The sequence below is a fragment of the Citrobacter sp. Cpo061 genome, assembly GCF_030332845.1.
GTDB classification, from domain to species: domain Bacteria; phylum Pseudomonadota; class Gammaproteobacteria; order Enterobacterales; family Enterobacteriaceae; genus Citrobacter; species Citrobacter portucalensis.
In genome coordinates this window covers 36,598-60,844 of the sequence record NZ_JAOWHB010000005.1, presented here as the reverse complement: position 1 = coordinate 60,844, position 24,247 = coordinate 36,598, and the positions used below count along the sequence as shown (strand labels likewise).

23 protein-coding genes and 1 pseudogene are annotated in these 24,247 nt (G+C 51.9%); 13 read left to right on the top strand and 11 right to left on the bottom strand.

The features are described 5' to 3' along the window. Window positions 1-42 precede the first annotated feature (42 nt). The 4 genes and pseudogenes from yiiM to OGX97_RS00260 all read left to right on the top strand — a co-directional run bounded on the left by yiiM (window position 43) and on the right by OGX97_RS00260 (window position 4,000). The gene (gene yiiM, locus OGX97_RS00275; RefSeq protein WP_235125931.1) at window positions 43-717 is read left to right on the top strand and encodes a 6-hydroxyaminopurine reductase; all 675 of its coding nucleotides are present in this window, start codon (window positions 43-45) and stop codon (window positions 715-717) included. 227 nt (window positions 718-944) lie between these two features. Then, window positions 945-1,649 (top strand): GntR family transcriptional regulator, encoded by a 705-nt coding sequence (locus OGX97_RS00270; protein WP_128612238.1) that lies wholly within the window; start codon window positions 945-947, stop codon window positions 1,647-1,649. 8 nt (window positions 1,650-1,657) lie between these two features. Continuing rightward, a complete protein-coding gene (locus OGX97_RS00265) occupies window positions 1,658-2,611 on the top strand; it encodes a sugar phosphate isomerase/epimerase family protein (RefSeq protein ID WP_235125923.1) in 954 nt (317 codons plus the stop codon). A 122-nt stretch (window positions 2,612-2,733) separates the two neighbouring features. Further along, window positions 2,734-4,000: pseudogene (locus tag OGX97_RS00260) on the top strand (MFS transporter). Between the two features lie 43 nt (window positions 4,001-4,043). On the opposite strand, the gene cpxA reads toward OGX97_RS00260, so the two are convergent. Both cpxA and cpxR read right to left on the bottom strand, forming a co-directional pair. Continuing rightward, window positions 4,044-5,417 carry an envelope stress sensor histidine kinase CpxA gene (gene cpxA / locus OGX97_RS00255; protein ID WP_003028758.1) on the bottom strand — a complete coding sequence of 458 codons (1,374 nt, stop codon included), beginning with the start codon at window positions 5,415-5,417 and terminating at the stop codon, window positions 4,044-4,046. After that, window positions 5,414-6,112, bottom strand: coding sequence for an envelope stress response regulator transcription factor CpxR (cpxR, locus tag OGX97_RS00250; protein ID WP_003028763.1), 699 nt, complete (start codon window positions 6,110-6,112; stop codon window positions 5,414-5,416). Before cpxR ends, cpxA begins: the two co-directional genes overlap by 4 nt. Window positions 6,113-6,262: 150 nt before the next feature. Here cpxR and cpxP point away from each other — a divergent pair, with 150 nt between their 5' ends. From cpxP to OGX97_RS00215, 7 genes are all read left to right on the top strand, one after another. After that, on the top strand, window positions 6,263-6,763 hold the full coding sequence (gene cpxP / locus OGX97_RS00245) for a cell-envelope stress modulator CpxP (RefSeq protein WP_008787022.1): 501 nt from the start codon (window positions 6,263-6,265) through the stop codon (window positions 6,761-6,763). A 148-nt stretch (window positions 6,764-6,911) separates the two neighbouring features. Beyond that, on the top strand, window positions 6,912-7,814 hold the full coding sequence (gene fieF, locus OGX97_RS00240; RefSeq protein WP_003825216.1) for a CDF family cation-efflux transporter FieF: 903 nt from the start codon (window positions 6,912-6,914) through the stop codon (window positions 7,812-7,814). Between the two features lie 185 nt (window positions 7,815-7,999). Beyond that, window positions 8,000-8,962: a 6-phosphofructokinase gene (pfkA, locus tag OGX97_RS00235; protein ID WP_003825214.1), complete on the top strand. Its 963-nt coding sequence runs from the start codon at window positions 8,000-8,002 to the stop codon at window positions 8,960-8,962. A 200-nt stretch (window positions 8,963-9,162) separates the two neighbouring features. Then, complete coding sequence (sbp, locus tag OGX97_RS00230) at window positions 9,163-10,152, top strand: sulfate/thiosulfate ABC transporter substrate-binding protein Sbp (RefSeq protein ID WP_032945592.1); 990 nt, start codon at window positions 9,163-9,165, stop codon at window positions 10,150-10,152. A 104-nt stretch (window positions 10,153-10,256) separates the two neighbouring features. Then, complete coding sequence (locus tag OGX97_RS00225; protein WP_020996109.1) at window positions 10,257-11,006, top strand: CDP-diacylglycerol diphosphatase; 750 nt, start codon at window positions 10,257-10,259, stop codon at window positions 11,004-11,006. A gap of 73 nt (window positions 11,007-11,079) precedes the next feature. Further along, window positions 11,080-12,384, top strand: coding sequence for an SLC13 family permease (locus OGX97_RS00220; RefSeq protein WP_008787026.1), 1,305 nt, complete (start codon window positions 11,080-11,082; stop codon window positions 12,382-12,384). Between the two features lie 113 nt (window positions 12,385-12,497). Then, window positions 12,498-13,970 carry a DASS family sodium-coupled anion symporter gene (locus OGX97_RS00215; RefSeq protein WP_003825206.1) on the top strand — a complete coding sequence of 491 codons (1,473 nt, stop codon included), beginning with the start codon at window positions 12,498-12,500 and terminating at the stop codon, window positions 13,968-13,970. 39 nt (window positions 13,971-14,009) lie between these two features. Here the strand turns inward: OGX97_RS00215 and tpiA are convergent, their stop codons facing one another. Beyond that, window positions 14,010-14,777 carry a triose-phosphate isomerase gene (gene tpiA, locus OGX97_RS00210; RefSeq protein WP_003028783.1) on the bottom strand — a complete coding sequence of 256 codons (768 nt, stop codon included), beginning with the start codon at window positions 14,775-14,777 and terminating at the stop codon, window positions 14,010-14,012. 108 nt (window positions 14,778-14,885) lie between these two features. Further along, window positions 14,886-15,485 (bottom strand): YiiQ family protein, encoded by a 600-nt coding sequence (locus tag OGX97_RS00205; protein WP_153687751.1) that lies wholly within the window; start codon window positions 15,483-15,485, stop codon window positions 14,886-14,888. A gap of 100 nt (window positions 15,486-15,585) precedes the next feature. Here OGX97_RS00205 and OGX97_RS00200 point away from each other — a divergent pair, with 100 nt between their 5' ends. After that, complete coding sequence (locus tag OGX97_RS00200) at window positions 15,586-16,014, top strand: DUF805 domain-containing protein (protein WP_008787028.1); 429 nt, start codon at window positions 15,586-15,588, stop codon at window positions 16,012-16,014. 63 nt (window positions 16,015-16,077) lie between these two features. Here OGX97_RS00200 and fpr read toward each other — a convergent pair whose 3' ends face one another. From fpr to OGX97_RS00180, 4 genes are all read right to left on the bottom strand, one after another. Continuing rightward, complete coding sequence (gene fpr, locus OGX97_RS00195; RefSeq protein ID WP_048215185.1) at window positions 16,078-16,824, bottom strand: ferredoxin--NADP(+) reductase; 747 nt, start codon at window positions 16,822-16,824, stop codon at window positions 16,078-16,080. Window positions 16,825-16,919: 95 nt separating this feature from the next. Further along, window positions 16,920-17,930, bottom strand: coding sequence for a class II fructose-bisphosphatase (gene glpX, locus OGX97_RS00190; RefSeq protein ID WP_003840506.1), 1,011 nt, complete (start codon window positions 17,928-17,930; stop codon window positions 16,920-16,922). A 135-nt stretch (window positions 17,931-18,065) separates the two neighbouring features. Further along, window positions 18,066-19,574, bottom strand: coding sequence for a glycerol kinase GlpK (glpK, locus tag OGX97_RS00185; protein WP_003028792.1), 1,509 nt, complete (start codon window positions 19,572-19,574; stop codon window positions 18,066-18,068). 22 nt (window positions 19,575-19,596) lie between these two features. Continuing rightward, window positions 19,597-20,442 (bottom strand): MIP/aquaporin family protein, encoded by an 846-nt coding sequence (locus OGX97_RS00180; RefSeq protein ID WP_008787032.1) that lies wholly within the window; start codon window positions 20,440-20,442, stop codon window positions 19,597-19,599. A 428-nt stretch (window positions 20,443-20,870) separates the two neighbouring features. On the opposite strand from OGX97_RS00180, the gene zapB reads away from it, so the two are divergent. Next, complete coding sequence (zapB, locus tag OGX97_RS00175) at window positions 20,871-21,116, top strand: septal ring assembly protein ZapB (RefSeq protein WP_115259761.1); 246 nt, start codon at window positions 20,871-20,873, stop codon at window positions 21,114-21,116. 218 nt (window positions 21,117-21,334) lie between these two features. On the opposite strand, the gene rraA is transcribed toward zapB, so the two are convergent. The 3 genes from rraA to hslU all read right to left on the bottom strand — a co-directional run bounded on the left by rraA (window position 21,335) and on the right by hslU (window position 24,241). Then, window positions 21,335-21,820 (bottom strand): ribonuclease E activity regulator RraA, encoded by a 486-nt coding sequence (gene rraA, locus OGX97_RS00170; RefSeq protein WP_008787034.1) that lies wholly within the window; start codon window positions 21,818-21,820, stop codon window positions 21,335-21,337. A gap of 92 nt (window positions 21,821-21,912) precedes the next feature. Continuing rightward, on the bottom strand, window positions 21,913-22,842 hold the full coding sequence (menA, locus tag OGX97_RS00165) for a 1,4-dihydroxy-2-naphthoate polyprenyltransferase (protein ID WP_103285925.1): 930 nt from the start codon (window positions 22,840-22,842) through the stop codon (window positions 21,913-21,915). A 67-nt stretch (window positions 22,843-22,909) separates the two neighbouring features. Next, window positions 22,910-24,241, bottom strand: a complete 1,332-nt coding sequence (gene hslU / locus OGX97_RS00160; RefSeq protein WP_003028803.1) for an HslU--HslV peptidase ATPase subunit — start codon at window positions 24,239-24,241, stop codon at window positions 22,910-22,912. Window positions 24,242-24,247 lie beyond the last annotated feature (6 nt).

The following is a 24,247-nucleotide window of genomic DNA, read 5'->3' as shown; positions in this document are numbered from 1 at the left end:
AAATGTGGTGTAATGGGGGAAATTTATCGGGAGAGGGAACAGATGCGATATCCGGTCGATGTTTTTACAGGCAAAGTTCGGGACTACACGGGAAGCCGTCCCAGCGCGATTGCTAAAGTCCAGATTGACGGTGAGTTGATGCTGACCGAACTGGGGCTGACGGGGGATGAACAAGCGGAAACAAAAATTCACGGCGGGCCGGATCGCGCGCTGTGTCACTATCCGCGTGAACACTATCAGCACTGGAGACAAGCGTTTCCGGAGCAGGCGGAGCTATTTGTCGCCCCCGCGTTTGGTGAGAACCTCTCTACTGAGGGGCTGACTGAAGATAATGTGTATATTGGCGACATTTTCCAGTGGGGAGAGGCGCTGATTCAGGTCACGCAGCCGCGCTCGCCGTGCTTTAAGCTGAATTTCCATTTTGGCATTAGCGATATGGCCAGCCAGATGCAAGATGCGGGCAAGACGGGCTGGCTGTGTAGCGTCATCGTGCCTGGTCAGGTGTCAGCAGACGCACCATTGATTCTGGCGTCACGCGTGAGCGACGTCAGCGTGCGGGAGGCCATTGCTATCGCCTGGCATATGCCGTTTGATGATTCGCAATATCACCGTTTACTGTCGACTGCTGGGTTATCAAAAAGTTGGACCAGAACGATGCAAAAGCGCCGTTTAAGCGGCAAGATCGAAGACAATTCCCGCCGTTTGTGGGGAAAATAAACCTACCTTCATCTGGCAATTAAATCAGGTGGTGACACCTGATTTACCTCTCCCCGTGGTTCATCCCCCTGCGTACCAAACCGGGCAAAAACCTGACGGTCACGGTTTGCTTCAAAGCCATTCTTGATACCTGGTCCACAAAAAGAAACTCTGCGTTGAAAAAAAACTTGAGTATTTCCTGCACTCAAATATCTTAGCTTCAAATTGGTTTAAACCAGATGAGCGAAATGAAAAAGAAAAACAATGTTGATGTGCTCAGGGAGCGCTTTGAAAGCTGGTTAAACGAGAAGAATTTACCAGCGGGGTCCAAATTGCCTTCGGAAAGGGAGTTATGTGAGCTGCTGGATGCAAAGCGTATGACCTTACGTCAGGTTCTGATTGAGCTTGAGATCGATGCGCGTATTTTCCGCAAGAACCGCAGTGGTTGGTTTATTTCATCGAAGCGGTTTATTTATAACCCTAAATCACTTTCCAGCTTCAATGCTGAAGCCTGTGCCCAGGGACGTAAGCCTTTTTGGGATTATTTAACCAAAGAAACCATTGATACAGTCCCACACCATGTTGAGGATGTTTTTCTCTCTTCGGGCGATCGTTATTTAGTTACCGGTTGGTGCGGTCTTGATTCACATAAAGTGTTTTACCATGAATCCTATATTGATGCCGATGTTGCGCCAGGATTCATTAATAAATTGGGCAATCAGTCTTTTGCCAGCGTCTGGGAAGATGCGTTTGGCCATGTTTTAAATATCAAAGAAATGGTTTTTAAACCGGTCAATATGCCAGAAGTGGCCTGCAAAGAACTGGGTGTTGCGCCTAATACGTATGGAATTTTAGTAGAAAAACATCGGGCTACCCGAGATAAAAAAGTGGTTCAGGTTGATTTCGAATACTGGAGACTTGAATCAGTGGAACTTGTTATTCGCGATGAATGAGAAAAATAATGGGAAAATGTAACCAAAAACTTCTTGCGGAACGCGCGAGAAATATACCGCTGTACCTACATGCTTATGCTTTTCATCTGAATATGCGCTACGAGAGAGTCCTGCCGGGGGATCTTCTGGATATTGCGCATCAGCAAAAATTGAAGGGTGTAAAAATACATGTTGAGGATGGTGAGTCCCAATCACTGCAGAAACTGAACGATCAGCAGCTACACGATTTTAAAGAGAAGGCCAAAAAATATAATCTGGATGTGCATATCGAAACGAGCGCATCGGATAAGGCGACATTGACGGATGCCATCCGTATTGCTGTTGCTACTGGTGCAACTTCAGTGCGTTTCTACCCGCGTTATGAAGGGCATCTCAACGATGTTATGGCGAAGATTGCCAATGATATTGCATGGCTGTCTCAGTATGACGATTGCGGACTAAGCTTTACTATCGAACAGCATGAAGATCTGCAAGGCCATGAGCTGGTGACGCTGGTTAACAATAGCGGGATGAAAAATCTCTCTATTCTGTTTGATTTTGGCAACATGATTAATGCTAATGAACAGCCGCTTTCTGCGTTAGAGGTTATGTCTCCTCTGATCACTCAGGTGCATATCAAAGACGCAAAAATTATTAAAGAAGGTAAAGGCTGGGGGCATGAGGCTTGTCGTTCAGGACACGGCGATTTACCCATGGAAGAGATGCTTAAGGCATTATTACTTTTAGGTGAAGATAAACCGCAAGTACATGCTTTTGGCCTGGAAGAAGAAGTTGAATATTATGCCCCTGCATTTCGCTTCGACGATGAGGGTGATAATCCATGGATCCCATGGCGCGATGCAAGTTATACGCCGCTGCCTGACAGCAACATGATTGATGCGCGACTGGCGCAGGAAAAAGAACATGCTCTTGCCCAAATAAAATACATTCGTGATATATGTGACAAGTTTATAGGCAATTAATTAGTTTTCTTAAAATATTATTAAATGCGGAAAGGATTATGAAAATAATCCCCTGGCTTTATTAATTATACAATTTAATTTAGATATTTCTCTCAACAAGCAATGAGGGTTTAATCATGTTCATGAATAAATGGGCAAGGCTCTGTTTTTTGATTTTAGGCGGCGGCACGATATTCAAGCTTTCAAGCTTTCAAGCTTTCAAGTATGAAAGATGTTTTCTATGTGCCAATGCAGAATGACTGGGGTTTAACTAATACGCAAATTGGGTTGAGCTTTACGGTTTATACGATTGTTCAGACAACCGGACTTTTTCTTTCTCTCTATATCGCAGATCGTTACTCCAAGAAAATATTATTACCGTTCGGTCTGATTGGTGTTGGGTTATGTGGCTTATATCTGGCAACGCTACCGTCATTTACTGGTTATCTCATTTGCTTTGCCGCGATGGCTTTCTTTGCCGATGTGGTTTATTGGCCGGTATTGCTGAAAGCCGTTCGTTTGCTGGGAACGAAAGAAGAACAAGGACGCATGTTCGGCTTTTTAGAAGCCGGACGTGGCGTGGTGGATGTTATCGTTGCATCTGGCGCTCTGTTTGTCTTCGTCCAGTTTGGTGAAGGTAAAGCGGGGATGCAGGCGGGCCTGTTGTTCTATACGGTAATTACGCTTGTGGCAGGTATTGTGACGTACTTTATTGTCGATGATGACAAAGTGAAAGGTGGCGAGAAAACCAGTGCCAACATGGAAGTGTTAAAGGGTATCAAACATGTTTTGTCCTGCCCTAATGTTTGGCTGGCTTCTTTAGGTATTTTCTTCGTTTATGCCGCGTACTGTGGACTGACTTACTTTATTCCGTTCTTAAAAGATATCTATATGCTGCCGGTAGCTCTCGTCGGTGCGTACGGCATCATCAACCAGTATGCGTTAAAAATGGTAGGTGGGCCGATTGGCGGAATGTTGGCAGATAAAGTTGCTAAATCACCGACAGTGTATCTGAAGTGGACGTTCCTGATCTCTGCTGTGGCGATGCTTGTGTTCATGCAGTTACCGCATCAAACAATGAACGTGTATATCGGTATGGCGGCGACATTAGGGTTCGGAGCGATTATCTTCTCACAGCGCGCCATTTTCTTCGCGCCGATGGATGAGATCGGTACCCCACGTGAGTATGCGGGCTCGGCAATGGCATTTGGTTGCATCATCGGTTATATGCCAGCGATGTTTGCGTACACGTTGTACGGCTATTTGCTGGATACCAATAGCGGCATCACTGGCTACAACTATGTCTTTAGCGTGATGATTGCGTTCAGCTTAATGGGCTTTATCTGTTCGACCATTCTGGTGAAGCGAATTAAAAAGCAAAAGCTAGCGGCGGCGGCTGCGGCGGCATAACGTGAATGCTTCCCCGGTAATCATGTCGTACCGGGGAAGCCTGTTAAGCGCGTTTATACAGCGGTAACCAAATCACCAGCCGTAAACCACCCAGCGGGCTGTCTTCGGCCTTCACCCAGCCACGATGCTGCTGAATTGCGGTTTCAACAATCGCCAGACCCAGACCCGTTCCGCCAGACTCGCGATCGCGCGCCTCATCGGTACGATAGAACGGACGGAAAATCTGTTCTCTGTCTTCAGGGCTAACGCCTGGGCCATCGTCGTCCACGGTGATGGTAATCCCGTCGATATCCACCGCGAAGCCAACTTCAATCTTCGTATGTGAATAGCGCAGGGCATTGCGCACAATGTTTTCCAGCGCACTTTCCAACGCATTTGGGTTACCGTACAGCGGCCACGGACCCGGCGGGAAATTCACCGTGAGCGATTTACCCATCTGCTCAGCTTCAAAGGCGGCGTTATCCAGCACTTCGCCCCAAAGCTGATTAGCTTTCACTGTTTCACTGACCAGCGCGTTTTTCTGCTGATTACGTGACATCACCAGCAGGTCGTTGATCATGCTGTCCAGTCGGTGTGCTTCTGTTTCAATGCGCTCCAGCTCTTTGCTCTCACCGCTACGACGGCGCAGCAGAGCGGTGCCCAGTTGCAGACGCGTTAGCGGTGTTCTCAGCTCGTGAGAGATGTCCGACAGCAGGCGTTGCTGTGTGGTCATCATCCGTTCCAACGCCGTCACCATCTGGTTAAAGCTCGCGCCTGCCGCCAGGAACTCCTGCGGACCGGCTTCCAGCTCAGGATGTTGACGCAGGTTACCCTGAGCTACTTCATCCGCCGCGTTTTTCAACTTACGCGCCGGTTTCGCCAGACTCCAGGCAAGCCAGAGCAATAGCGGTGAGCTGACTAACATGGTGACGATCAGCAACAACAGCGGTCGGTCGAACAGCAGGTTGATAAAGTCAGATTGTGAGCTGCTGGCAGGTCGTATGAGATACAGCTGGTAGTTATCTTCACCGTCTCTGACGGAGAAAGGCCCGACCATCTCAACGCGACCGTATTTTTTCTTTTGCGGATGGTCGGCGTTATCGGCCTGACCAATAAAGTTACGAATGATCTGCATTTCGTTGCGTTCTGCGCCGATCACGCGTCCTTCCGTCGTAACAAGTAATAACCGCTGTCCTGGCGGCGCCCACTTGTCTATCGCCCGAAACAAGCGACGCCACCACATCAAATCATTGGGTGGATCGTTCGCCAGTTCAGCTTCAACGTGTTGCTCAATCATTAACCCCTGGCGCTGCTCGCTGTCCAGTAGCTCGGTCATCTGGCGTGAGTCGAGCTTGGGTAACATCAGTACCAACATCAACACCAGTGCCAGCGTCAACCAGAAGATGGCAAAGATGCGTGCGGTTAAGCTCCCTATCATGAAGCGGAGACCATCAGGTAGCCGCGACCACGCAGGGTTTTAAACCACGGGTGTCCGTCTTTACGCTCTGGCAGCTTACGACGCAGGTTCGAGATATGCATGTCGATCGCGCGATCGAAAGGCGTCAGGCGTTTGCCCAGCACTTCCTGGCTCAGGTGCTCACGCGAAACCACCTGACCGAGATGCTGAGCCAGCAAATAGAGCAGGGTGAATTCGGTGCCGGTTAACTCCAGAATTTGCCCGTCAAAGCTGGCTTCCTGGCGACCCGGATTAAGGCTTAACGCATCAACTTCCAGCGTCGGCGAGCCGTTATCGCTGTTCTGCTGCTGTTCGCTCCAGTGTGAGCGACGCAGAATAGCGCGGATGCGCGCGACCAGTTCACGGTCGTTAAACGGTTTAGGTAAATAGTCGTCCGCGCCCAGCTCAAGGCCAAGTACGCGATCCAATTCGCTGCCGCGAGCGGTCAGCATGATTACGGGTGTCTGGTGTGTCTGACGAAGTGCTTTCAGCGTATCAATGCCGTTTTTCTTCGGCATCATGACGTCAAGCAAAAGTAAATCGATGCTGTCATCCAGAAGCTCAAGCGCCTGTTCCCCATCATAGGCAACCAGCACATCGAAACCTTCCATTTCGAGCAACTCCTTTAACAGGGAAGTCAGCTCTCGGTCATCATCAACTAACAGGATTTTATTCATTGTTTACGTACCTCCGAGGCAGAAATTACGTCATCAGGCGTCGCTAATCTATGACTTTACGTTGTTTTACACCCCCTGACGCATGTTTGCAGCCCGAATCGTAAACTGTCTCTCGTTGAATCGCGACAGAAAAGATTTTGGGAGCAAGTGATGGGCAAAGTTACCGCTGCCGTCATGGCCTCAACGCTGGCACTCAGTACATTTAGCCATGCAGCTGAAGTCGTCACAGGCGATCACTGGCACCTGGGTGAAGGCTCATCGCAACGCAGCGTTCAGAGCCACATGTTTGACGGTATCAGTTTAACCGAACATCAACGTCAACAGATGCGAGATTTAATGCAGCAGGCGAGACACGAACAGCCTCCTGTTAATGTTAGCGAAATGGAGACAATGCATCGCCTTGTCACCGCAGAGAAATTTGATGAAAGCGCAGTGCGCGCTCAGGCAGAAAGAATGGCGCAAGAACAGGTTGCCCGCCAGGTTGAAATAGCCAGGATCCGCAATCAGATGTATCGCCTGTTAACGCCAGAGCAGCAAGCGGTTTTAAATGAGAAACATGAACAACGAATGGAGCAACTGCGCGATGTAGCGCACTGGAAAAAAAGCTCATCGTTGAATTTATTGAGTAGTAGCAACTCACGTTCCCAGTAGTAACCCTGTTTTCCTTGCCATAGACACCATCCCTGTCTTCCCCCACATGATGTGGGGGTTTTTTTTTGCCCAAAATTTGTCCCTCGGTTATTGCCTGACTGTTTTACTTCATCCGTTATACTAGCGGCATATCCTGGCAGGAGTGTTTATGAATCAAACCTATGGGCGGCTAGTGAGCCGGGCGGCAATCGCGGCAACCGTGATGGCATCGCTGTTACTTTTGATCAAAATTTTTGCGTGGTGGTACACCGGATCGGTCAGTATTCTGGCTGCACTGGTGGATTCTCTGGTGGACATCGCGGCGTCGTTAACCAACCTGTTGGTGGTGCGCTATTCGCTGCAGCCCGCCGATGATGAGCATACGTTCGGACACGGAAAAGCGGAATCGCTGGCGGCGCTGGCGCAAAGCATGTTTATTTCTGGTTCGGCGCTATTTTTATTCCTGACCGGGATTCAGCATCTCATCCAACCCACGCCGATGAAAGATCCGGGCGTTGGGGTGGTGGTCACCATCATTGCGTTAGTGTGTACAATCATTCTGGTCTCGTTTCAGCGCTGGGTAGTGAAGCGTACGCAAAGTCAGGCCGTTCGGGCAGATATGCTTCATTATCAGTCTGATGTTATGATGAACGGTGCGATTCTCATTGCGCTCGGGCTGGCATGGTATGGCTGGCATCGTGCAGATGCCTTGTTTGCGCTGGGGATTGGCATCTATATTTTATATAGCGCATTACGCATGGGGTATGAGGCAGTGCAATCTTTGCTGGATCGCGCTTTACCCGATGAGGAACGTCAGGAAATTATTGATATAGTGACGTCATGGCCTGGAGTCAGCGGCGCTCACGATCTTCGCACGCGGCAGTCAGGGCCGACCCGCTTTATTCAGATTCATTTGGAAATGGAAGATAATCTGCCGCTCGTTCAGGCGCATTTGGTGGCTGAACAGGTTGAGCAGGCAATTTTACGGCGTTTCCCGGGATCGGATGTCATCATTCATCAGGATCCCTGTTCAGTCGTACCCAAGGAAGGCAAGATGTTTGAGCTTTCATAATTCGTTGTAAAAAAAGTGAACCGGGCCAGCATTTTGTGTATAAATTACCACCATTTGGCCTGACCTGAATCAATTCAGCAGGAAGTGATTGTTATACTATCTGCATATTCGTTGGATCGTTTCGATATGCGGAATCGACTTCCGGCAGCAGATTTCATTTTGCATTCCAAAGTTCAGAGGTAGTCATGATTAAGAAAATCGGTGTGTTGACAAGCGGCGGTGATGCGCCGGGCATGAACGCAGCAATCCGTGGTGTTGTACGTGCAGCGTTGACGGAAGGGCTGGAAGTCATGGGGATCCATGATGGCTACCTGGGTTTGTATGAAGACCGTATGGTCCAGCTTGACCGCTACAGCGTGTCCGACATGATCAACCGTGGCGGTACTTTCCTCGGTTCTGCTCGCTTCCCGGAATTCCGTGATGAAAACGTACGTGCGGTGGCGATCGAAAACCTGAAGAAGCGTGGCATCGACGCCCTGGTTGTTATCGGGGGTGACGGTTCTTACATGGGTGCAAAACGCCTGACTGAAATGGGCTTCCCATGCATCGGTCTGCCGGGCACTATCGATAACGATATCAAAGGTACCGACTACACCATCGGTTACTTCACCGCTCTGGGTACCGTTGTCGAAGCGATTGACCGCCTGCGTGATACCTCTTCTTCTCACCAGCGTATTTCCATCGTCGAAGTGATGGGCCGCTACTGTGGTGACCTGACCTTGGCAGCTGCAATTGCCGGTGGTTGTGAGTTCGTGGTGGTTCCGGAAGTGGAATTCAGCCGTGACGATTTGGTTACTGAAATCAAAGCGGGCATCGCGAAAGGTAAAAAACACGCAATCGTAGCGATCACTGAACACATGTGTGACGTTGACGAACTGGCGCATTACATTGAGAAAGAAACGGGTCGTGAAACGCGTGCAACCGTACTGGGTCACATCCAGCGTGGTGGTTCCCCGGTTCCTTACGACCGTATCCTGGCATCCCGTATGGGCGCCTATGCCATTGAACTTCTGCTAGAAGGTCACGGCGGTCGCTGCGTAGGTATTCAGAACGAGCAGCTGGTTCACCACGACATCATCGACGCTATCGAAAACATGAAGCGTCCGTTCAAAGGTGACTGGCTGGACTGCGCGAAAAAACTGTACTAAATGCAATTGCCTGATGGCGGCTTGCACCTTATCCGGCCTACATGATGCAAATCGTAGGCTTGATAAGCGTAGCGCCATCAGGCAAAAACTCGACGCCATATATTCCCCCAAGTTATAGCAAATCTTTTTTTATTCTTTAATGTTTGGATGCCTTTCTGGCACGCTTTGCTCATCACAACACTACCTAAGAGAGCTGGGCGATGAACAAATGGGGCGTAGGGTTAACATTATTGCTGGCATCGACCAGCGTTCTGGCAAAGGATATTCAGTTACTTAACGTATCGTACGATCCAACGCGTGAACTGTACGAGCAGTACAATAAGGCCTTCAGCGCGCACTGGAAGCAGGAAACGGGCGACAACGTTGTGATCCGCCAGTCGCACGGCGGTTCGGGTAAACAGGCGACTTCCGTCATCAACGGCATTGAAGCCGATGTTGTGACGCTGGCACTTGCTTACGACGTGGATGCCATTGCTGAACGTGGCCGTATCGATAAAAACTGGATTAAACGCCTGCCGGATAATTCTGCGCCTTACACCTCCACCATCGTGTTCCTGGTCCGCAAAGGCAATCCCAAACAAATTCATGACTGGAACGATTTAATCAAACCGGGCGTGTCGGTCATTACGCCAAACCCGAAAAGCTCCGGCGGAGCTCGCTGGAACTATCTGGCGGCATGGGGCTATGCCCTGCACCACAACAACAACGATCAGGCCAAGGCACAAGACTTTGTGAAGGCCCTGTATAAAAACGTTGAGGTACTCGATTCTGGCGCACGTGGCTCAACCAATACCTTCGTTGAACGTGGTATCGGTGATGTGCTGATTGCCTGGGAAAACGAAGCGCTGTTGGCAACGAACGAGCTGGGCAAAGATAAATTCGAGATAGTGACCCCGAGTGAATCTATCCTCGCGGAGCCGACCGTATCCGTGGTTGATAAAGTGGTGGAAAAGAAAGATACCAAAGCGGTGGCGGAAGCTTACCTGAAGTATCTCTACTCGCCGGAAGGTCAGGAGATAGCAGCGAAAAACTTCTACCGCCCACGTGATGCAGAAGTCGCGAAGAAATACGAAAACGCATTTCCGAAGCTGAAGCTGTTCACTATCGACGAAGAGTTTGGCGGCTGGACGAAAGCGCAGAAAGAGCACTTCTCTAACGGCGGTACGTTCGACCAAATCAGTAAACGATAAATAAGTCTGTGATTTACCGACCCGGTGGCCTAACGCGACCGGGTTTTTTATTTGTCATGGTTTTGCGTTACTCTTGCCCTTCAATGGGATACAGGAAACGCGTAATGAAAAAAGCAGGCTATCTTTTACTGGCGGTGATAGTGGTCGCCGCCGCTGCAGGTATCGGGTACTGGAAATTCACCGGCAACCCGGACGCATTACGCCAGATCGTTCTTCAGCAATGCCTGCCGCACCAGTTGCAGCAGCAGGACCCCGCCCCATGCGCTGAAGTAAAGCCGGATGCCGGATATGTGGTGTTCAAAGACCGTAACGGCCCACTGCAATATCTGTTGATGCCTACCTGGCGGATCAACGGTACGGAAAGTCCGCTGTTGTTGAAATCAGGCACACCGAACTTTTTCTGGCTGGCCTGGCAGGCGCGTAGCTTTATGAGCCAAAAATACGGCCAGGAAATCCCTGACAAAGCAGTCTCTCTGACCATTAACTCTCGTAGCGGGCGTACGCAAAATCACCTGCATATTCATATCTCCTGCCTGCGAACCGATGTCAGAAAGCAGCTGGATGACAACCTGGCGAAAATCAGCACCCGCTGGCTACCATTACCGGGTGGGCTGCGCGGTCATGAATATCTGGCACGTCGCGTCACGGAAAATGAACTGGCACAACGCAGCCCGTTTATGATGCTGGCGGAAGAGGTGCCGGATGCGCGTGAGCATATGGGCAGCTATGCGTTGGCGATGGTGCGCCAGAGCGACGAATCCTTTGTCCTGCTGGCTACTCAGCGCAATCTGCTGGCACTGAATCTCGCCTCCGCTGAGGAAATTCAGGATCATCAATGTGATATTCTGCGTTAACCCCACCTAATCTGGCGTTTACTCCGCATGCCTGTCCCCGTATTCTTGTTGAAAAAAACAACAGGAGACAGGCATGTCGCTCTGGCTTACACACCCTCTGTTTATCCCCTCTCTGGTGGTTGGTATCACCATTCTGCTCTGGGCTACGTCGCTGCTGCCGGAGTTTATAACGGCGCTGCTGTTCTTTGCCGTGGCGATGGTGGCCAAAATCGCGCCACCGGATGTGATTTTTGGCGGCTTTGCGTCCTCCGCGTTCTGGCTGGTATTTAGCGGCTTTGTACTGGGTATCGCGATTCGTAAAACGGGGCTGGCGGACAGGGCGGCGAGGGCGCTGTCATCGAGGTTGACTGATTCCTGGCCGTTAATGGTGGCGAGTGTGGTACTGCTAAGTTATGCGCTGGCATTTGTAATGCCGTCCAACATGGGGCGCATTGCGCTGCTGATGCCGATCGTCGCGGCGATGGCGAAACGGGCTGGAATTAACGACGGCACGCGCGCCTGGTATGGTCTGGCACTGGCAGTCGGGTTTGGGACGTTCCAGCTTTCTGCGACGATTTTACCCGCTAACGTACCGAATCTGGTGATGAGCGGCGCGGCGGAAGGCTCTTACGGCATCCACCTCAATTATCTTCCCTATTTGCTGCTGCATACGCCGGTTCTGGGTTGGCTTAAAGGCGCGGTGCTCATTGTGCTTATCTGCTGGTTGTTCCCTGGCAAGCCGCATGCGCCGCGCGATCTCACGCCGCCGGAGCCGATGAGCCGGGATGAAAAACGTCTGGCCTGGATGTTAGCGGTGGTGCTGTTCTTGTGGGTAAGCGAAAGCTGGCACGGCATTGGCCCCGCGTGGACCGGGCTGGCGGCGGCAGTTATCACATTGCTACCACGGGTTGGCTTTATCAATGGCGACGAGTTTTCCACTGGGGTCAACATTCGTACCTGTATTTATGTGGCGGGTATTCTGGGGCTGGCGATCACCGTCACGCAAACCGGTATTGGTAGCGCTGTTGGCGAAGCGCTGTTACAGGTGATGCCGCTGGATGCGGAAAAGCCGTTTACCAGTTTCCTCGCGCTGACCGGTATTACCACTGCGCTTAATTTTATTATGACGGCGAACGGTGTTCCGGCGTTGTATACCACGTTGGCGCAAAGTTTTGCCGATGCGACGGGATTCCCGCTGCTGTCGGTGATTATGATCCAGGTGCTGGGTTATTCAACGCCACTGTTGCCGTATCAGGCTTCACCGATCGTAGTGGCGATGGCGCTCGGGAAAGTACCTGCAAGGGCGGGGATGCTGCTATGTATCGCACTGGCGGCGGCAACGTATTTGATTCTTCTGCCGCTGGATTACGCCTGGTTTACGGTGTTAGGAAAACTGTAGATGTATCAAAATGTTAATTTTATGTTTTGTGAGTGAGTGAATTGTATTATGTGCGGCAATATCGGTTAATGCCCGAGCGCAGATTTGCGCACTGGAAACTCAAGGATTGATTCATGGACAGTTTGACCCCCATCCGCTGTTGGCCTGCCATCATCTCGCTCGTGATTACGCTGACCATCTGGTTTGTTATCCCGTGTCCTCCTGACGTAACCCCGCAAGCGTGGCACCTGCTGGCACTGTTTATTGGTACGATCGCCGCGATTATCGGTAAAGCTATGCCCATTGGCGCAATTGCGATTGTGGCGATTATGCTGGTGGCGATGACTGGCGTTACTAACCCCGGCAAACCCTCCGCGGCGTTGAACGATGCGTTGAGTGGCTTTTCGAACCAGTTAATCTGGCTGATTGGTTTATCCATTATGCTGTCGCAAAGTCTGTTAAAGACCGGCCTGGGGGCGCGTATTGGCTACGGGTTTATTGCGCTATTTGGTAAAAGAACGCTGGGTATTGCGTGGGCATTAACCCTTGCGGAAACGCTAATTGCACCCGTAACGCCAAGCAATACCGCGCGTGGCGGCGGCATTATTCACCCGGTAATGCGGGCGATTGCGGAGAGCCTCGGCTCGCAGCCAGGCCATGCCGAGAATGGCTCAACGGGCCGTTATCTCGCGCTGGTGAACTACAACATTAACCCGATCAGCTCGGCAATGTTCATCACCGCGACCGCACCTAACCCGTTAATCGTCAGCTTTTTGACGAAGGGGACGGATGGCGTGCTGAACATGACCTGGGGAATGTGGGCTATTGCGGCGCTTCTTCCCGCTCTGGTATCACTGGTTGTCATGCCGATTGTAATCTGGTGGCTCTATCCGCCAGCTATCACGCGCACGCCAAATGCGCCGCAGTTCGCGCGGCAAAAACTGGATGCGCTGGGTCCACTATCACTGGCAGAAAAAATCACCCTGGCAGTGTTCATTTTGCTGCTCTGCCTGTGGGCGGGTGTTCCAGCGATGCTGATGGGCAGTGCCTGGAGCGTAAACCCCACTAGCGCCGCGTTAATTGGTTTGTCGATTCTATTGATGGCGGGCGTATTGAGCTGGGATGACATTCTTAAATGCCGCGGGGCATGGGATACGATAGTCTGGTTTGCCGCGCTGGTGATGATGGCGGATTTTCTCAGCAAACTGGGGTTGGTGGGATGGCTGGCAACCAGCGTTGGTAGCGCAATCGACCATCTTGGCGTGCACTGGAGTGTTGCAACGCTGCTGTTGATTCTGCTTTATGTCTACTCGCACTACTTTTTCGCCAGCACTACTGCGCATATTACGGCTATGTTCGCTGCGTTTTTCGCCGCAGGATTAGGCCTCGGCGCGCCGCCAGCATTGCTTGGTTTAATGCTCGGTTTCTCCTCCTCCCTGATGATGTCGCTCACGCACTATGGCACGGGTACTGCGCCGATCATCTTTGGTTCGGGCTATGTCACGCTGGCAGAGTGGTGGAAAACGGGGCTGGTGATGAGTGTGGTCAACCTGACCATTTGGGGTGTGACCGGCGCCTTCTGGTGGCACTGGTTGGGATACTGGTAGTTAATACAGCGGGAGGAGTGCTCCTCCCGCCTTAACAACTTAAGCCTGTTTAGCGGCTTCTGCTGCTTTAACGATGACGGCGAAGGCGTCTGCTTTCAGAGAAGCACCACCAACCAGCGCACCGTCGATGTCCGGCTGAGCAAACAGCTCTGCCGCGTTAGCTGCGTTTACAGAACCGCCGTACTGGATGATTACTTGCTCAGCGATTTTCGCGTCAGCTTTAGCAATGTGGTCACGAATAAATTTGTGAACAGCCTGAGCCTGAGCAGGAGTTGCAGATTTACCGGTACCGATAGCCCATACTGGTTCGTAAGCGATAACGACGCCTTCGAATGCTGCCGCGCCCTGAGTTTTCAGAACCGCGTCGATCTGACGTGCACAAACTTCTTCAGTTTTGCCCGCTTCGTTTTCTGCTTCGGTTTCACCGATGCACAGAACTGGAGTCAGACCCTGCTCTTTCAGTACGGCGAATTTTTTAGCGATCAGCTCGTCAGATTCTTTGTGGTAAGTACGACGCTCAGAGTGACCGATAATGATGTACTGTGCGCCGATGTCTTTCAGCATTTCAGCACTTGTTTCACCAGTGAATGCGCCAGACAGGTTCAGGTCAACGTTCTGCGCGCCCAGAATGATGTGGCTACCGGCAGCGGCGTGTTTCGCCAGGTCGATATACATTTCCGGCGGAGCAATCGCTACTGCACAGCCAGCAACGCCAGCCAGTTCTTTACGCAGATTAGCAACCAGTTCGTTTACCATGTGGCGGCTGCCGTTCAGTTTCCAGTTACCCATCACTAAAGGATGTCGCATTTCATTTCTCCACGCTTGTCAGCGAATTAAGGAATATGGCCGCCCGTAAGGGCAGCATGGTCTGTGAAACAGTATAGAGATTCATCCCCCGAAAGGCTTTGCTTTTTGTCACTTATTCGACCCTTCGAGGTTTTCAGATAGAGCCAGCTTAATCGGTTCAACAGCGAAGGTCAGCCCCTTTTCACCGTTATCTGCCACGACATAGCGAATTGCGCCTTCTGTTTCGGCGTAATAGTGCTTACCTTTGCCTGCGGCGAGCAGTTTTTGCAGTTTTTTCTGGCTCTGTTCCTTCGTCAGTAGCGGTGCGACGGTGCGGATGACGGCGGTCATGTATTCCAGCGCTTTCGCTTTAGCTGCCTTTTGCTCTGGTCCCTGAATTGGTAACCAGGTTATCTGCATGCTTTTGATTTTCAGGGTGCCGCGCTCAAGGGCGGAAGACGCATACAGGTTTTCATTGATTTTACTGGCCGCGCGGGTGAGATTTGCCCGATCGCGACTGCTGTCGATGGCGCGGAACTCATTCAGGATCAGCTTCGGATTCTGTGTATTAAAGTTTTCGCGAAACTGGCTAATCGACAGGTCAAAGGTCGGCGCGCCCGCCAGTAAATAGGGGGCTGTGGTTGCCGTCGATGGCGCTTCCGCCAATGCCGCAGGGCTGGCGGTTAAGGCTGAAAACAATAATAAAAACAGTGTAAATCCGTGCTTCATCAATCGTACCTTTCATTCTCACTGCTCACGATTAAAACGGTAACCGTCGAGCTTGTCAAAAGGGTAAACTGTTCTGGAAGGTAATAATAAAGGAACTTACATGACCATACAGCAGTGGTTATTCTCATTTAAAGGGCGCATCGGGCGCCGTGATTTCTGGATTTGGATTGGCCTATGGATCGTCGGCATGCTGGTTTTGTTTTCGCTGGCGAGCAAACAATTACTCGATATTCAGACCGCGGCTTTTTGTCTGGTGTGTCTGCTATGGCCAACGGCGGCAGTGACGGTAAAACGTCTGCATGACCGGGGGCGTTCCGGAGCGTGGGCGCTGTTGATGATTCTGGCGTGGATGCTGCTGGCCGGAAATTGGGCGATGTTACCCGGCGTCTGGCAATGGGCGGTAGGCCGCTTTGTTCCAACGTTGATTCTGGTCGGCATGCTTATCGATCTGGGTGCGTTCATTGGCACCCAGGACGCAAATAAATATGGTAAGGATACGCAGGACGTAAAGTACAGGGCTGACTCGTAGGCCGGATAAGTGTATGCGCCATCCGGCAAAATGCCCGGGTGTTTACCGGGCATTGAAACGTTCTTACCAGTAGTGCTCTGCGGTCATATGGCCCGGTCGGCGGCGCAGGTGTTTGGTCATCTGCCGGGTGTCCTTCAGCAACTGCTGCGTGTCGCGTACCATCTGCGGGTTTCCGCACAGCATCACATGACAGGTTTCTTTATCCATTGGCAGCCCGACCGCTTTTTCCAGTTCACCGCTTTCAATTAGCGCCGGTACACGCCCGGTCAGCGAATCTGCCACGGTTTCACGGCTGACCACCGTCTGGATGCGTAATTTACCTTCGTAGCGCTTTTCCAGCGCCTGCATCAACGGCAGATAGCTCAAATCGGCGGCATAGCGCGCGGCGTGGACCAGCACCAGATTTTTGAAGCGATCCAGGTCTTTGCCTAATTGCAGAATCGACAAGTATGGGCCGATAGCCGTGCCGGTTGCCAGCATCCACAGCGTGTCGCAATCGGGGACTTCATCCAGCACGAAGAAACCAGCAGCTTCACTCACCACCTGGACTTCATCGCCAGGCTTCAGTGCTGCCAGACGAGGGCTGAGTTTGCCGTCGGGAACCGTCACCAGATAAAACTCTAAATCGGGGTTATCAGGGGCATTGACGTAAGAATAGGCGCGCTGGACGCGCTCGCCCTCGATCTCAAGGCCAAGCTTGGTGAATTGACCTGCAGTGAAAGGAAGAACCGGAGCTCGCACGGTCAAACTAAACAGGGCATCGGTCCAGTTCTGTACCTTCGTGACTTTGCCTGTTACCCAATCTGCCATGGTTTTCTCCTGTCTGCTTTGATTGCCTTATCTTCGTTCGTTGGACGAAAGATTTCCAGCCCATATGGGCTGGAAGGCTCTATTGATCAAATCAATTACAGGATGTGCGCCTGCACATCGGGATCTTTGCGATCGAGGTAGTGAATCGACTGAATGCGACGGATCGTACGTGATTTACCGCGGATCAGCAGCGTTTCGGTGGTCGCGATATTACCTTTGCGGCTAATCCCTTCCAGCAAATCGCCTTTGGTGATGCCGGTGGCAGAGAAAATGACGTTGTCGCTACGCGCCATTTCATCGAGACGCAGCGCTTTGCCCGCTTCAATGCCCATGGCGGCGCAACGAGCGAGTTCTTGTTCGCCAATGCGACGGTTCTCTTCGCTGTCGCCTTTGACGTCATGACGTGCCAGCAAACGGCCTTGCATGTCGCCGTCCAGCGCGCGGATAACGGCGGCAGAAACGACACCTTCCGGTGCGCCGCCAATGCCGTACAGCACGTCAACTTCACTGTCTGGCATGCAGGTCAGAATGGAGGCCGCAACGTCACCGTCTGGAATAGCAAAAACACGCACGCCCAGTTTTTGCATTTCGGCGATCGTTTCATCATGGCGTGGCTTGGCCAGAATGGTGACGGTCAGTTCACTCAGCGGCTTATTGAGTGCAGCGGCAACGTTATGCAGGTTGGCTTCCAGCGACAGGTTCAGGTCGATAGACCCTTTTGCGCCTGGGCCGACAATCAGCTTTTCCATGTACATGTCTGGCGCGTTCAGGAAGCAGCCTTTATCGCCAACAGCCAGTACGGCCAGCGCGTTTGCCTGACCCATTGCCGTCATGCGTGTGCCTTCGATAGGATCGACGGCGATGTCGACCGCATCACCAAGACCGGTCCCGACTTTCTCACCGATAAACAGCATCGGTGCTTCATCGATCTCACCCTCGCCAATCACGATGGTACCGTCGATATTGACCTGGTTGAGCATAATACGCATGGCGTTTACCGCCGCGCCGTCAGCGGTATTTTTGTCGCCGCGGCCCAGCCATTTATAGCCAGCCAGCGCGGCCGCTTCGGTCACGCGTGAAAATTCAATGGCAAGTTCTCGTCTCATTGCAAACTCGTAGCTGAAAGGAATGGCGCGAAGTGTAGCACAGGGGAGGGGGCGAGATTATTGATGTGTGTGCGGGGTTGCCCCCGCACGAAGATATTGCCGGATAAGGCACAGTTGCCATCCGGCTATGACGTATTACTCGTCGTGATCTTCCCACGCCATGGCGCGTTTGACCGCTTTTTTCCAGCCGCTGTAACGGAAGTTACGTTCGGTGGTTTCGATGCCTGGGCGGAATTCACGCTCGATGACCGCTTTTTCCTGCAGCTCATCCAGATTCTGCCAGAAGCCTACTGCCAGACCAGCGAGGTATGCCGCACCCAATGCGGTGACTTCGCGGACTTCCGGGCGCTCAACGCGCGTGCCGAGAATGTCGGACTGGAACTGCATCAGGAAGTTGTTGGCGACCGCACCGCCATCGACGCGCAGGGCGTGCAGGCGAATACCGGAGTCAGCCTGCATTGCTTCCAGAACATCACGAGTCTGATATGCAATAGACTCAAGCGTGGCACGGATGATGTGGTTGGAGTTTACCCCACGGGTCAGACCAAAGATGGCGCCGCGAGCATACGGGTCCCAGTATGGTGCGCCCAGGCCAGTAAATGCCGGAACGACATACACGCCGTTGGTGTCTTTCACTTTGGTGGCGAAATATTCGGAGTCGAACGCATCGCTGATGAGTTTCATTTCATCACGCAGCCACTGGATAGATGCGCCAGCCATAAATACCGCACCTTCCAGCGCGTAGTTCACTTCCCCGGTCGGTCCGCAGGCGATGGTGGTCAGCAGTCCGTTTTCGGACTTAACGGCTTTCTCGCCGGTGTTCATCAGCATGAAGCAGCCGGTACCGTAAGTGTTTTTCGCCATCCCTTCCTTCACGCACAGCTGGCCAAACAGCGCTGCCTGCTGGTCACCGGCGATACCGGAGATAGGAATACGAATACCGCCTTTACCACCGATGTTGGTCTGGCCGTACACTTCAGAAGAGCGACGAACTTCAGGCAGCATTGCACGCGGAATATCCAGCGCATCCAGCATCGTGTCATCCCAGTCCAGGGAGTGGATGTTGAACAGCATGGTACGTGAGGCGTTGGTGTAATCCGTGACGTGTACACGTCCCTGCGTCATTTTCCAGATAAGCCAGGTATCTACGGTACCGAACAGCAGTTCGCCGCGACGAGCGCGCTCACGCGAGCCTTCTACGTGGTCGAGGATCCACTTCACTTTGGTGCCGGAGAAGTACGGGTCAATGACCAGACCTGTATTATTACGGATGTACTCTTCCATACCGTCGCGTTTGAGCTTTTCGCAGATATCCGCGGTACGACGACACTGCCACACAATCGCGTTATAGATAGGTTTACCGGTTTCGCGTTCCCAGACGATGGTGGTTTCACGCTGGTTGGTAATACCGATCGCTGCAATTTCATCGGAACTGATATCGGCTTTCGCCAGAACTTCTACCAGCGTGGAGCTTTGGGTCGCCCAAATTTCCATCGGGTCATGTTCTACCCAACCTGCTTTCGGGTAGATTTGTTCGAATTCGCGCTGTGAAACGGCAACGATATTCGCATCGTGGTCCATTACGACCGCGCGGGAGCTGGTGGTGCCCTGGTCGAGCGCAACGATATATTTTTTTTCAGTCATAATTTTTTGTCCCGTAGTCACATTACTGCGAAGCTTTTTGTTGAGTGTTGGCCGCAACGTCTTTTTCTTCAATCGCGCAGACATCGCACGGTAAATGACGACCAATCAGTTTGCGATATGCCCATGCGCCCAAAATCGCGCCGGTAATTGGGCCAAACACCGGAACCAGGAAGTAAGGGATATCGCGACCACCCGTGAAGGCAATCTCACCCCATCCGGCCATCCAGGCGAAGAGTTTCGGTCCGAAGTCACGTGCCGGGTTCATCGCAAAACCTGTCAGCGGACCCATGGAAGCACCAATAACGGCAATCAACAAGCCGATCAGCAGTGGTGCCAGCGGACCACGAGGTACACCGTTACCATCGTCGGTCAGAGCCAGAATCAGCCCCATTAGAATAGCGGTAATGACCATTTCAACCGCGAAGGCCTGCACAAAATTGATATGCGGGTTCGGATAGGTGGAGAAAGTACCTGCCAGACCCAGGCTCTCGGTACTGCCGCGTACGATATGGTTAGTTTGTTCGAAATCGAGGAAAAGATTGTAATAAAGCCCGTAAACCAGTGCCGCTGCGCAAAAGGCGCCGGCAATTTGCGAAATAATAAAAGGAACAACTTTGCGTTTATCAAAACAGGCGAACAGCCAGAGTGCGATGGTTACCGCGGGATTCAGGTGTGCACCAGAAACGCCTGCGGTCAGATAGATAGCCATCGCTACCCCCAGACCCCAGATGACACTGATTTCCCACTGACCGAAAGTAGCCCCAGCCACTTTAAGTGCAGCGACACAGCCCACACCGAAGAAAATCAACAACCCGGTACCGAGGAATTCAGCAATGCACTGGCCTTTTAAGGTTGATGTTTGACTCATAATCGGATCCTGAAGAGAGTTTAATGTTTATTGTGTGCGAGAAGGTCACTGACATCCCCGGAGCCGGTAGGCACACTGTTAATTTATCGTTAACGCGCAAAAACGAGAAATATCGAAATTAAAATGTGTGTACTGCATCAACAAAATGAGCGTTTTCGCGCCATCGTGAGGTATTTGTTATACAAAAATAGTGTGAGCTGAATCATTTCACTGATCAATCTGTTAACACTTAAGAGTTATGACAGTAATGTCACCAGGAGAAAGACTAAAAGTGTTGCAAACCGCAATCTGCGCGGGATGCCGCTGGACAGGGATGACGCGGCTTCATACAATCGGTGTTAAGTAGAGTGCGCTCGTTTTTATTAAGGCGTCGCCGGTTATCGGGACGAGGATTTTTATCCATCAACGCCTTGCAATTCAGGAGAGGTATGACGATGTCATTAGAAGTGTTTGAGAAACTGGAAGCAAAAGTACAGCAGGCGATTGATACCATCACGCTGTTGCAGATGGAAATCGAAGAGCTGAAAGAAAAGAACAACTCACTGTCGCAGGAAGTTCAGTCTGCACAGCAGCAGCGTGAAGAACTGGAGCGTGAGAACAATAGCCTGAAAGAACAGCAGAGCGGCTGGCAGGATCGTCTGCATGCCCTCCTCGGTCGTATGGAAGAAGTCTAATCCTCGTCATATTTCACGTTATGGCGGCGTTGGCTGCGTGCATTCACCCCAGTCACATAGTGACCTATGCTTCTGGGGATTCACTTACTTGCCGCCTTGCCCTGACGTGAAATCTTTAGAGGATTTAGAGTGCGAGTTTGTAGGCCGGACAAGGCGTAAGCCGCCATCCGGCAATCAGCGACACGCATAAAAAAGGCACCTTGCGGTGCCTTTTTCGCTTATTCGATATCGAGCGGGTCTTCGGAGAGGATTATCCCGGTGTTATCGGCGTACAGGTGGTCGCCGGAGAAGAACGTCACGCCACCGAAGTTGACGCGTACATCGCTTTCTCCAATGCCTTCACCTGAGGCACCTACCGGAATAGCGGCAATCGCCTGAATGCCGATATCCAGTTCTTCCAGATCGTCTACCTGGCGTACTGAGCCGTAGATGACCAGACCTTCCCATTCATTCTGTACGGCCAGCCGTGCCAGTTCGGCATCGACCAGCGCACGACGAACAGAACCGCCGCCATCGACCAGCAGAATGCGACCACGGCCGTTTTGTTCGAGCAGATCGTACAGCAACCCGTTGTCCTCGAAACATTTTACCGTGATGATTTGTCCGCCAAACGACGACCGTCCTCCAAAGTTAGAGAACAGCGGTTCCACGACGTTGACATCTTCCTGATAGATGTCACAAAGCTCGGATGTATCGTATTTCATAGGCTTAACGTTCAGTTGCTGCGAGAATTTTTAGTATATCGCGCTATGTGTACTGTTGGCAAAATCATCAATTGTTAATTGATATTTGTCAGTTAAAGAGACCACTGACTTAAGAAAATTCCAACGACAAACAGCAGGTTAGTTAACAATGCCGCTTTTACGGTGCGTTCCAGCATCGGACGCATTGCTGCCGGGTCCATCTCGCGCATTACATAGTGAGCCTGTTTGATCAGCAGCGGAGCGGCGAGGATAAACAGCCATCCCCACAGGCTTTGCAGTGAGAACAGGTTGAACAGTGCCAGACAGACCAGCGTGCCCATCAGCAGACAGGCGTGGTAGCGGCGGGCATTGACAGCGCCTAAACGCACGACCAGCGTGTTCTTGCCGTTTTCTCTGTCGCTGTTGATATCGCGCAGGTTGTTGACGTTGAGCACGGCGGTTGCCAGCAGGCCGCAGGCGGTGGCAGGCAGAATCAGCGCTGGAATCAATGTATGCGCCTGCAGATACCAACTTCCCATTACGCTGAGCCAGCCGAAGAATACCAGCACAGAAATATCGCCCAGGCCAATATATCCGTAAGGGCGATTACCCACGGTGTAGGTGATCGCGGCGATAATCGACAGGCCGCCGAGCACCAGGAAACCGACAAAGTCCGCCAGCGTGTGACAGGCTACAGCAACCAGTGCCAGCCCGGACAGACAGATCAGCACCACGGTGACGATCAGCGCGCGCTTCATCTGCTGTTGGGTGATGACCCCTTTTTGCATACCGCGCAGCGGTCCAATACGGTCGGGCTTGTCGCTGCCTTTAACGGCATCGCCATAGTCGTTAGCAAGATTGGACAGAATTTGCAGCAGTCCTGCCGTAATCAATGCCAGCAGAGCAACCAGCGGATCGAAGTATCCTTGCCACCATGCTAATGCCGTACCGACGATGATCGCCGCGAAGGCGAGCGGTAAGGTCTTAGGTCGTAAACTTTCCAGCCAGGCTTGTGAGCGGCTAATTTGTTGTTGTTCAGTCATATTTAGCGCCAATAAAAATGGGGCTTTATCAGCCCCATCAACAGTGATGAAAATGCATTGAACGCGATTATAGGATAAAACGGCTCAGATCTTCATCTGCGACCAGCGCATCCAGATGTTTGCTCACATATTCGGCATCAATTGTGATGCTTTGGCCGTTCAAATCGCTCGCATCATAGGAAATATCTTCCATCAGACGTTCCAGAACGGTATGCAGACGACGTGCACCGATGTTTTCGGTGGTTTCGTTAACCTGCCAGGCCGCTTCGGCAATGCGTTTAATACCGGATTCAGTGAAGTTGATGTCCACACCTTCAGTCGCCATCAGCGCTTTGTACTGGACGGTGATGGAGGCATTCGGTTCGGTAAGGATACGCTCAAAATCGCTGGTGGTCAGCGCCTGCAGCTCGACACGAATCGGCAGACGACCCTGCAGTTCTGGGATCAGGTCGGACGGTTTGGCTACCTGGAATGCACCAGAAGCGATAAACAGAATGTGATCTGTTTTCACCATGCCGTGCTTGGTGGAGACCGTGCAGCCTTCAACCAGCGGCAGCAGGTCGCGCTGTACGCCTTCACGGGACACGTCCGGGCCGGAGGATTCACCGCGCTTACAGATTTTGTCGATTTCGTCGATAAACACGATCCCGTGCTGCTCAACGGCGTCGATAGCTTCTTGTTTCAGCTCTTCCGGGTTCACCAGTTTGGCAGCTTCTTCTTCAATCAGCAGCTTCATCGCGTCTTTGATTTTCAGCTTACGCGGTTTTTGCTTCTGACCGCCCAGGTTCTGGAACATGGACTGCAGCTGGCTGGTCATCTCTTCCATTCCTGGAGGCGCCATAATTTCAACGCCCATCGGTGCGGCCGCGAGATCGATTTCGATCTCTTTATCATCCAGCTGGCCTTCACGCAGTTTTTTACGGAATGCCTGACGCGCTGCAGAAGGTTCCTGCGGCTGCTCTGACTGCCCCCAGTTATTTTTAGCTGGTGGGATCAGCACGTCGAGAATGCGCTCTTCCGCCATCTCTTCGGCACGGAAGCGGTTTTTCTCAATTGCCTGCACGCGGACCATTTTGATGGCAGCATCGGTCAGATCGCGGATGATGGAATCTACTTCTTTACCAACATAGCCGACTTCGGTGAATTTTGTTGCTTCAACTTTGATGAACGGCGCGTTGGCCAGTTTTGCCAGACGACGGGCGATTTCGGTTTTACCGACACCGGTCGGGCCAATCATCAGAATGTTTTTCGGCGTGACTTCATGACGCAACTCTTCGTTGAGCTGCATACGACGCCAGCGGTTACGCAGGGCGATCGCCACGGAACGCTTAGCGTTATCCTGGCCGATGATGTGTTTGTTCAGTTCGCTGACAATTTCGCGTGGGGTCATTTCAGACATGGGGGA

Excerpts from the sequence above, each read along its gene's own strand:
- yiiM (WP_235125931.1), top strand. The coding sequence starts at position 43 with ATGCGATATCCGGTCGATGTTTTTACAGGCAAAGTTCGGGACTACACG.
- OGX97_RS00270 (WP_128612238.1), top strand. The coding sequence starts at position 945 with ATGAAAAAGAAAAACAATGTTGATGTGCTCAGGGAGCGCTTTGAAAGC.
- OGX97_RS00265 (WP_235125923.1), top strand. The coding sequence starts at position 1,658 with ATGGGAAAATGTAACCAAAAACTTCTTGCGGAACGCGCGAGAAATATA.
- cpxA (WP_003028758.1), bottom strand. The coding sequence starts at position 5,417 with ATGATAGGGAGCTTAACCGCACGCATCTTTGCCATCTTCTGGTTGACG.
- cpxR (WP_003028763.1), bottom strand. The coding sequence starts at position 6,112 with ATGAATAAAATCCTGTTAGTTGATGATGACCGAGAGCTGACTTCCCTG.
- cpxP (WP_008787022.1), top strand. The coding sequence starts at position 6,263 with ATGGGCAAAGTTACCGCTGCCGTCATGGCCTCAACGCTGGCACTCAGT.
- fieF (WP_003825216.1), top strand. The coding sequence starts at position 6,912 with ATGAATCAAACCTATGGGCGGCTAGTGAGCCGGGCGGCAATCGCGGCA.
- pfkA (WP_003825214.1), top strand. The coding sequence starts at position 8,000 with ATGATTAAGAAAATCGGTGTGTTGACAAGCGGCGGTGATGCGCCGGGC.
- sbp (WP_032945592.1), top strand. The coding sequence starts at position 9,163 with ATGAACAAATGGGGCGTAGGGTTAACATTATTGCTGGCATCGACCAGC.
- OGX97_RS00225 (WP_020996109.1), top strand. The coding sequence starts at position 10,257 with ATGAAAAAAGCAGGCTATCTTTTACTGGCGGTGATAGTGGTCGCCGCC.
- OGX97_RS00220 (WP_008787026.1), top strand. The coding sequence starts at position 11,080 with ATGTCGCTCTGGCTTACACACCCTCTGTTTATCCCCTCTCTGGTGGTT.
- OGX97_RS00215 (WP_003825206.1), top strand. The coding sequence starts at position 12,498 with ATGGACAGTTTGACCCCCATCCGCTGTTGGCCTGCCATCATCTCGCTC.
- tpiA (WP_003028783.1), bottom strand. The coding sequence starts at position 14,777 with ATGCGACATCCTTTAGTGATGGGTAACTGGAAACTGAACGGCAGCCGC.
- OGX97_RS00205 (WP_153687751.1), bottom strand. The coding sequence starts at position 15,485 with ATGAAGCACGGATTTACACTGTTTTTATTATTGTTTTCAGCCTTAACC.
- OGX97_RS00200 (WP_008787028.1), top strand. The coding sequence starts at position 15,586 with ATGACCATACAGCAGTGGTTATTCTCATTTAAAGGGCGCATCGGGCGC.
- fpr (WP_048215185.1), bottom strand. The coding sequence starts at position 16,824 with ATGGCAGATTGGGTAACAGGCAAAGTCACGAAGGTACAGAACTGGACC.
- glpX (WP_003840506.1), bottom strand. The coding sequence starts at position 17,930 with ATGAGACGAGAACTTGCCATTGAATTTTCACGCGTGACCGAAGCGGCC.
- glpK (WP_003028792.1), bottom strand. The coding sequence starts at position 19,574 with ATGACTGAAAAAAAATATATCGTTGCGCTCGACCAGGGCACCACCAGC.
- OGX97_RS00180 (WP_008787032.1), bottom strand. The coding sequence starts at position 20,442 with ATGAGTCAAACATCAACCTTAAAAGGCCAGTGCATTGCTGAATTCCTC.
- zapB (WP_115259761.1), top strand. The coding sequence starts at position 20,871 with ATGACGATGTCATTAGAAGTGTTTGAGAAACTGGAAGCAAAAGTACAG.
- rraA (WP_008787034.1), bottom strand. The coding sequence starts at position 21,820 with ATGAAATACGATACATCCGAGCTTTGTGACATCTATCAGGAAGATGTC.
- menA (WP_103285925.1), bottom strand. The coding sequence starts at position 22,842 with ATGACTGAACAACAACAAATTAGCCGCTCACAAGCCTGGCTGGAAAGT.
- hslU (WP_003028803.1), bottom strand. The coding sequence starts at position 24,241 with ATGTCTGAAATGACCCCACGCGAAATTGTCAGCGAACTGAACAAACAC.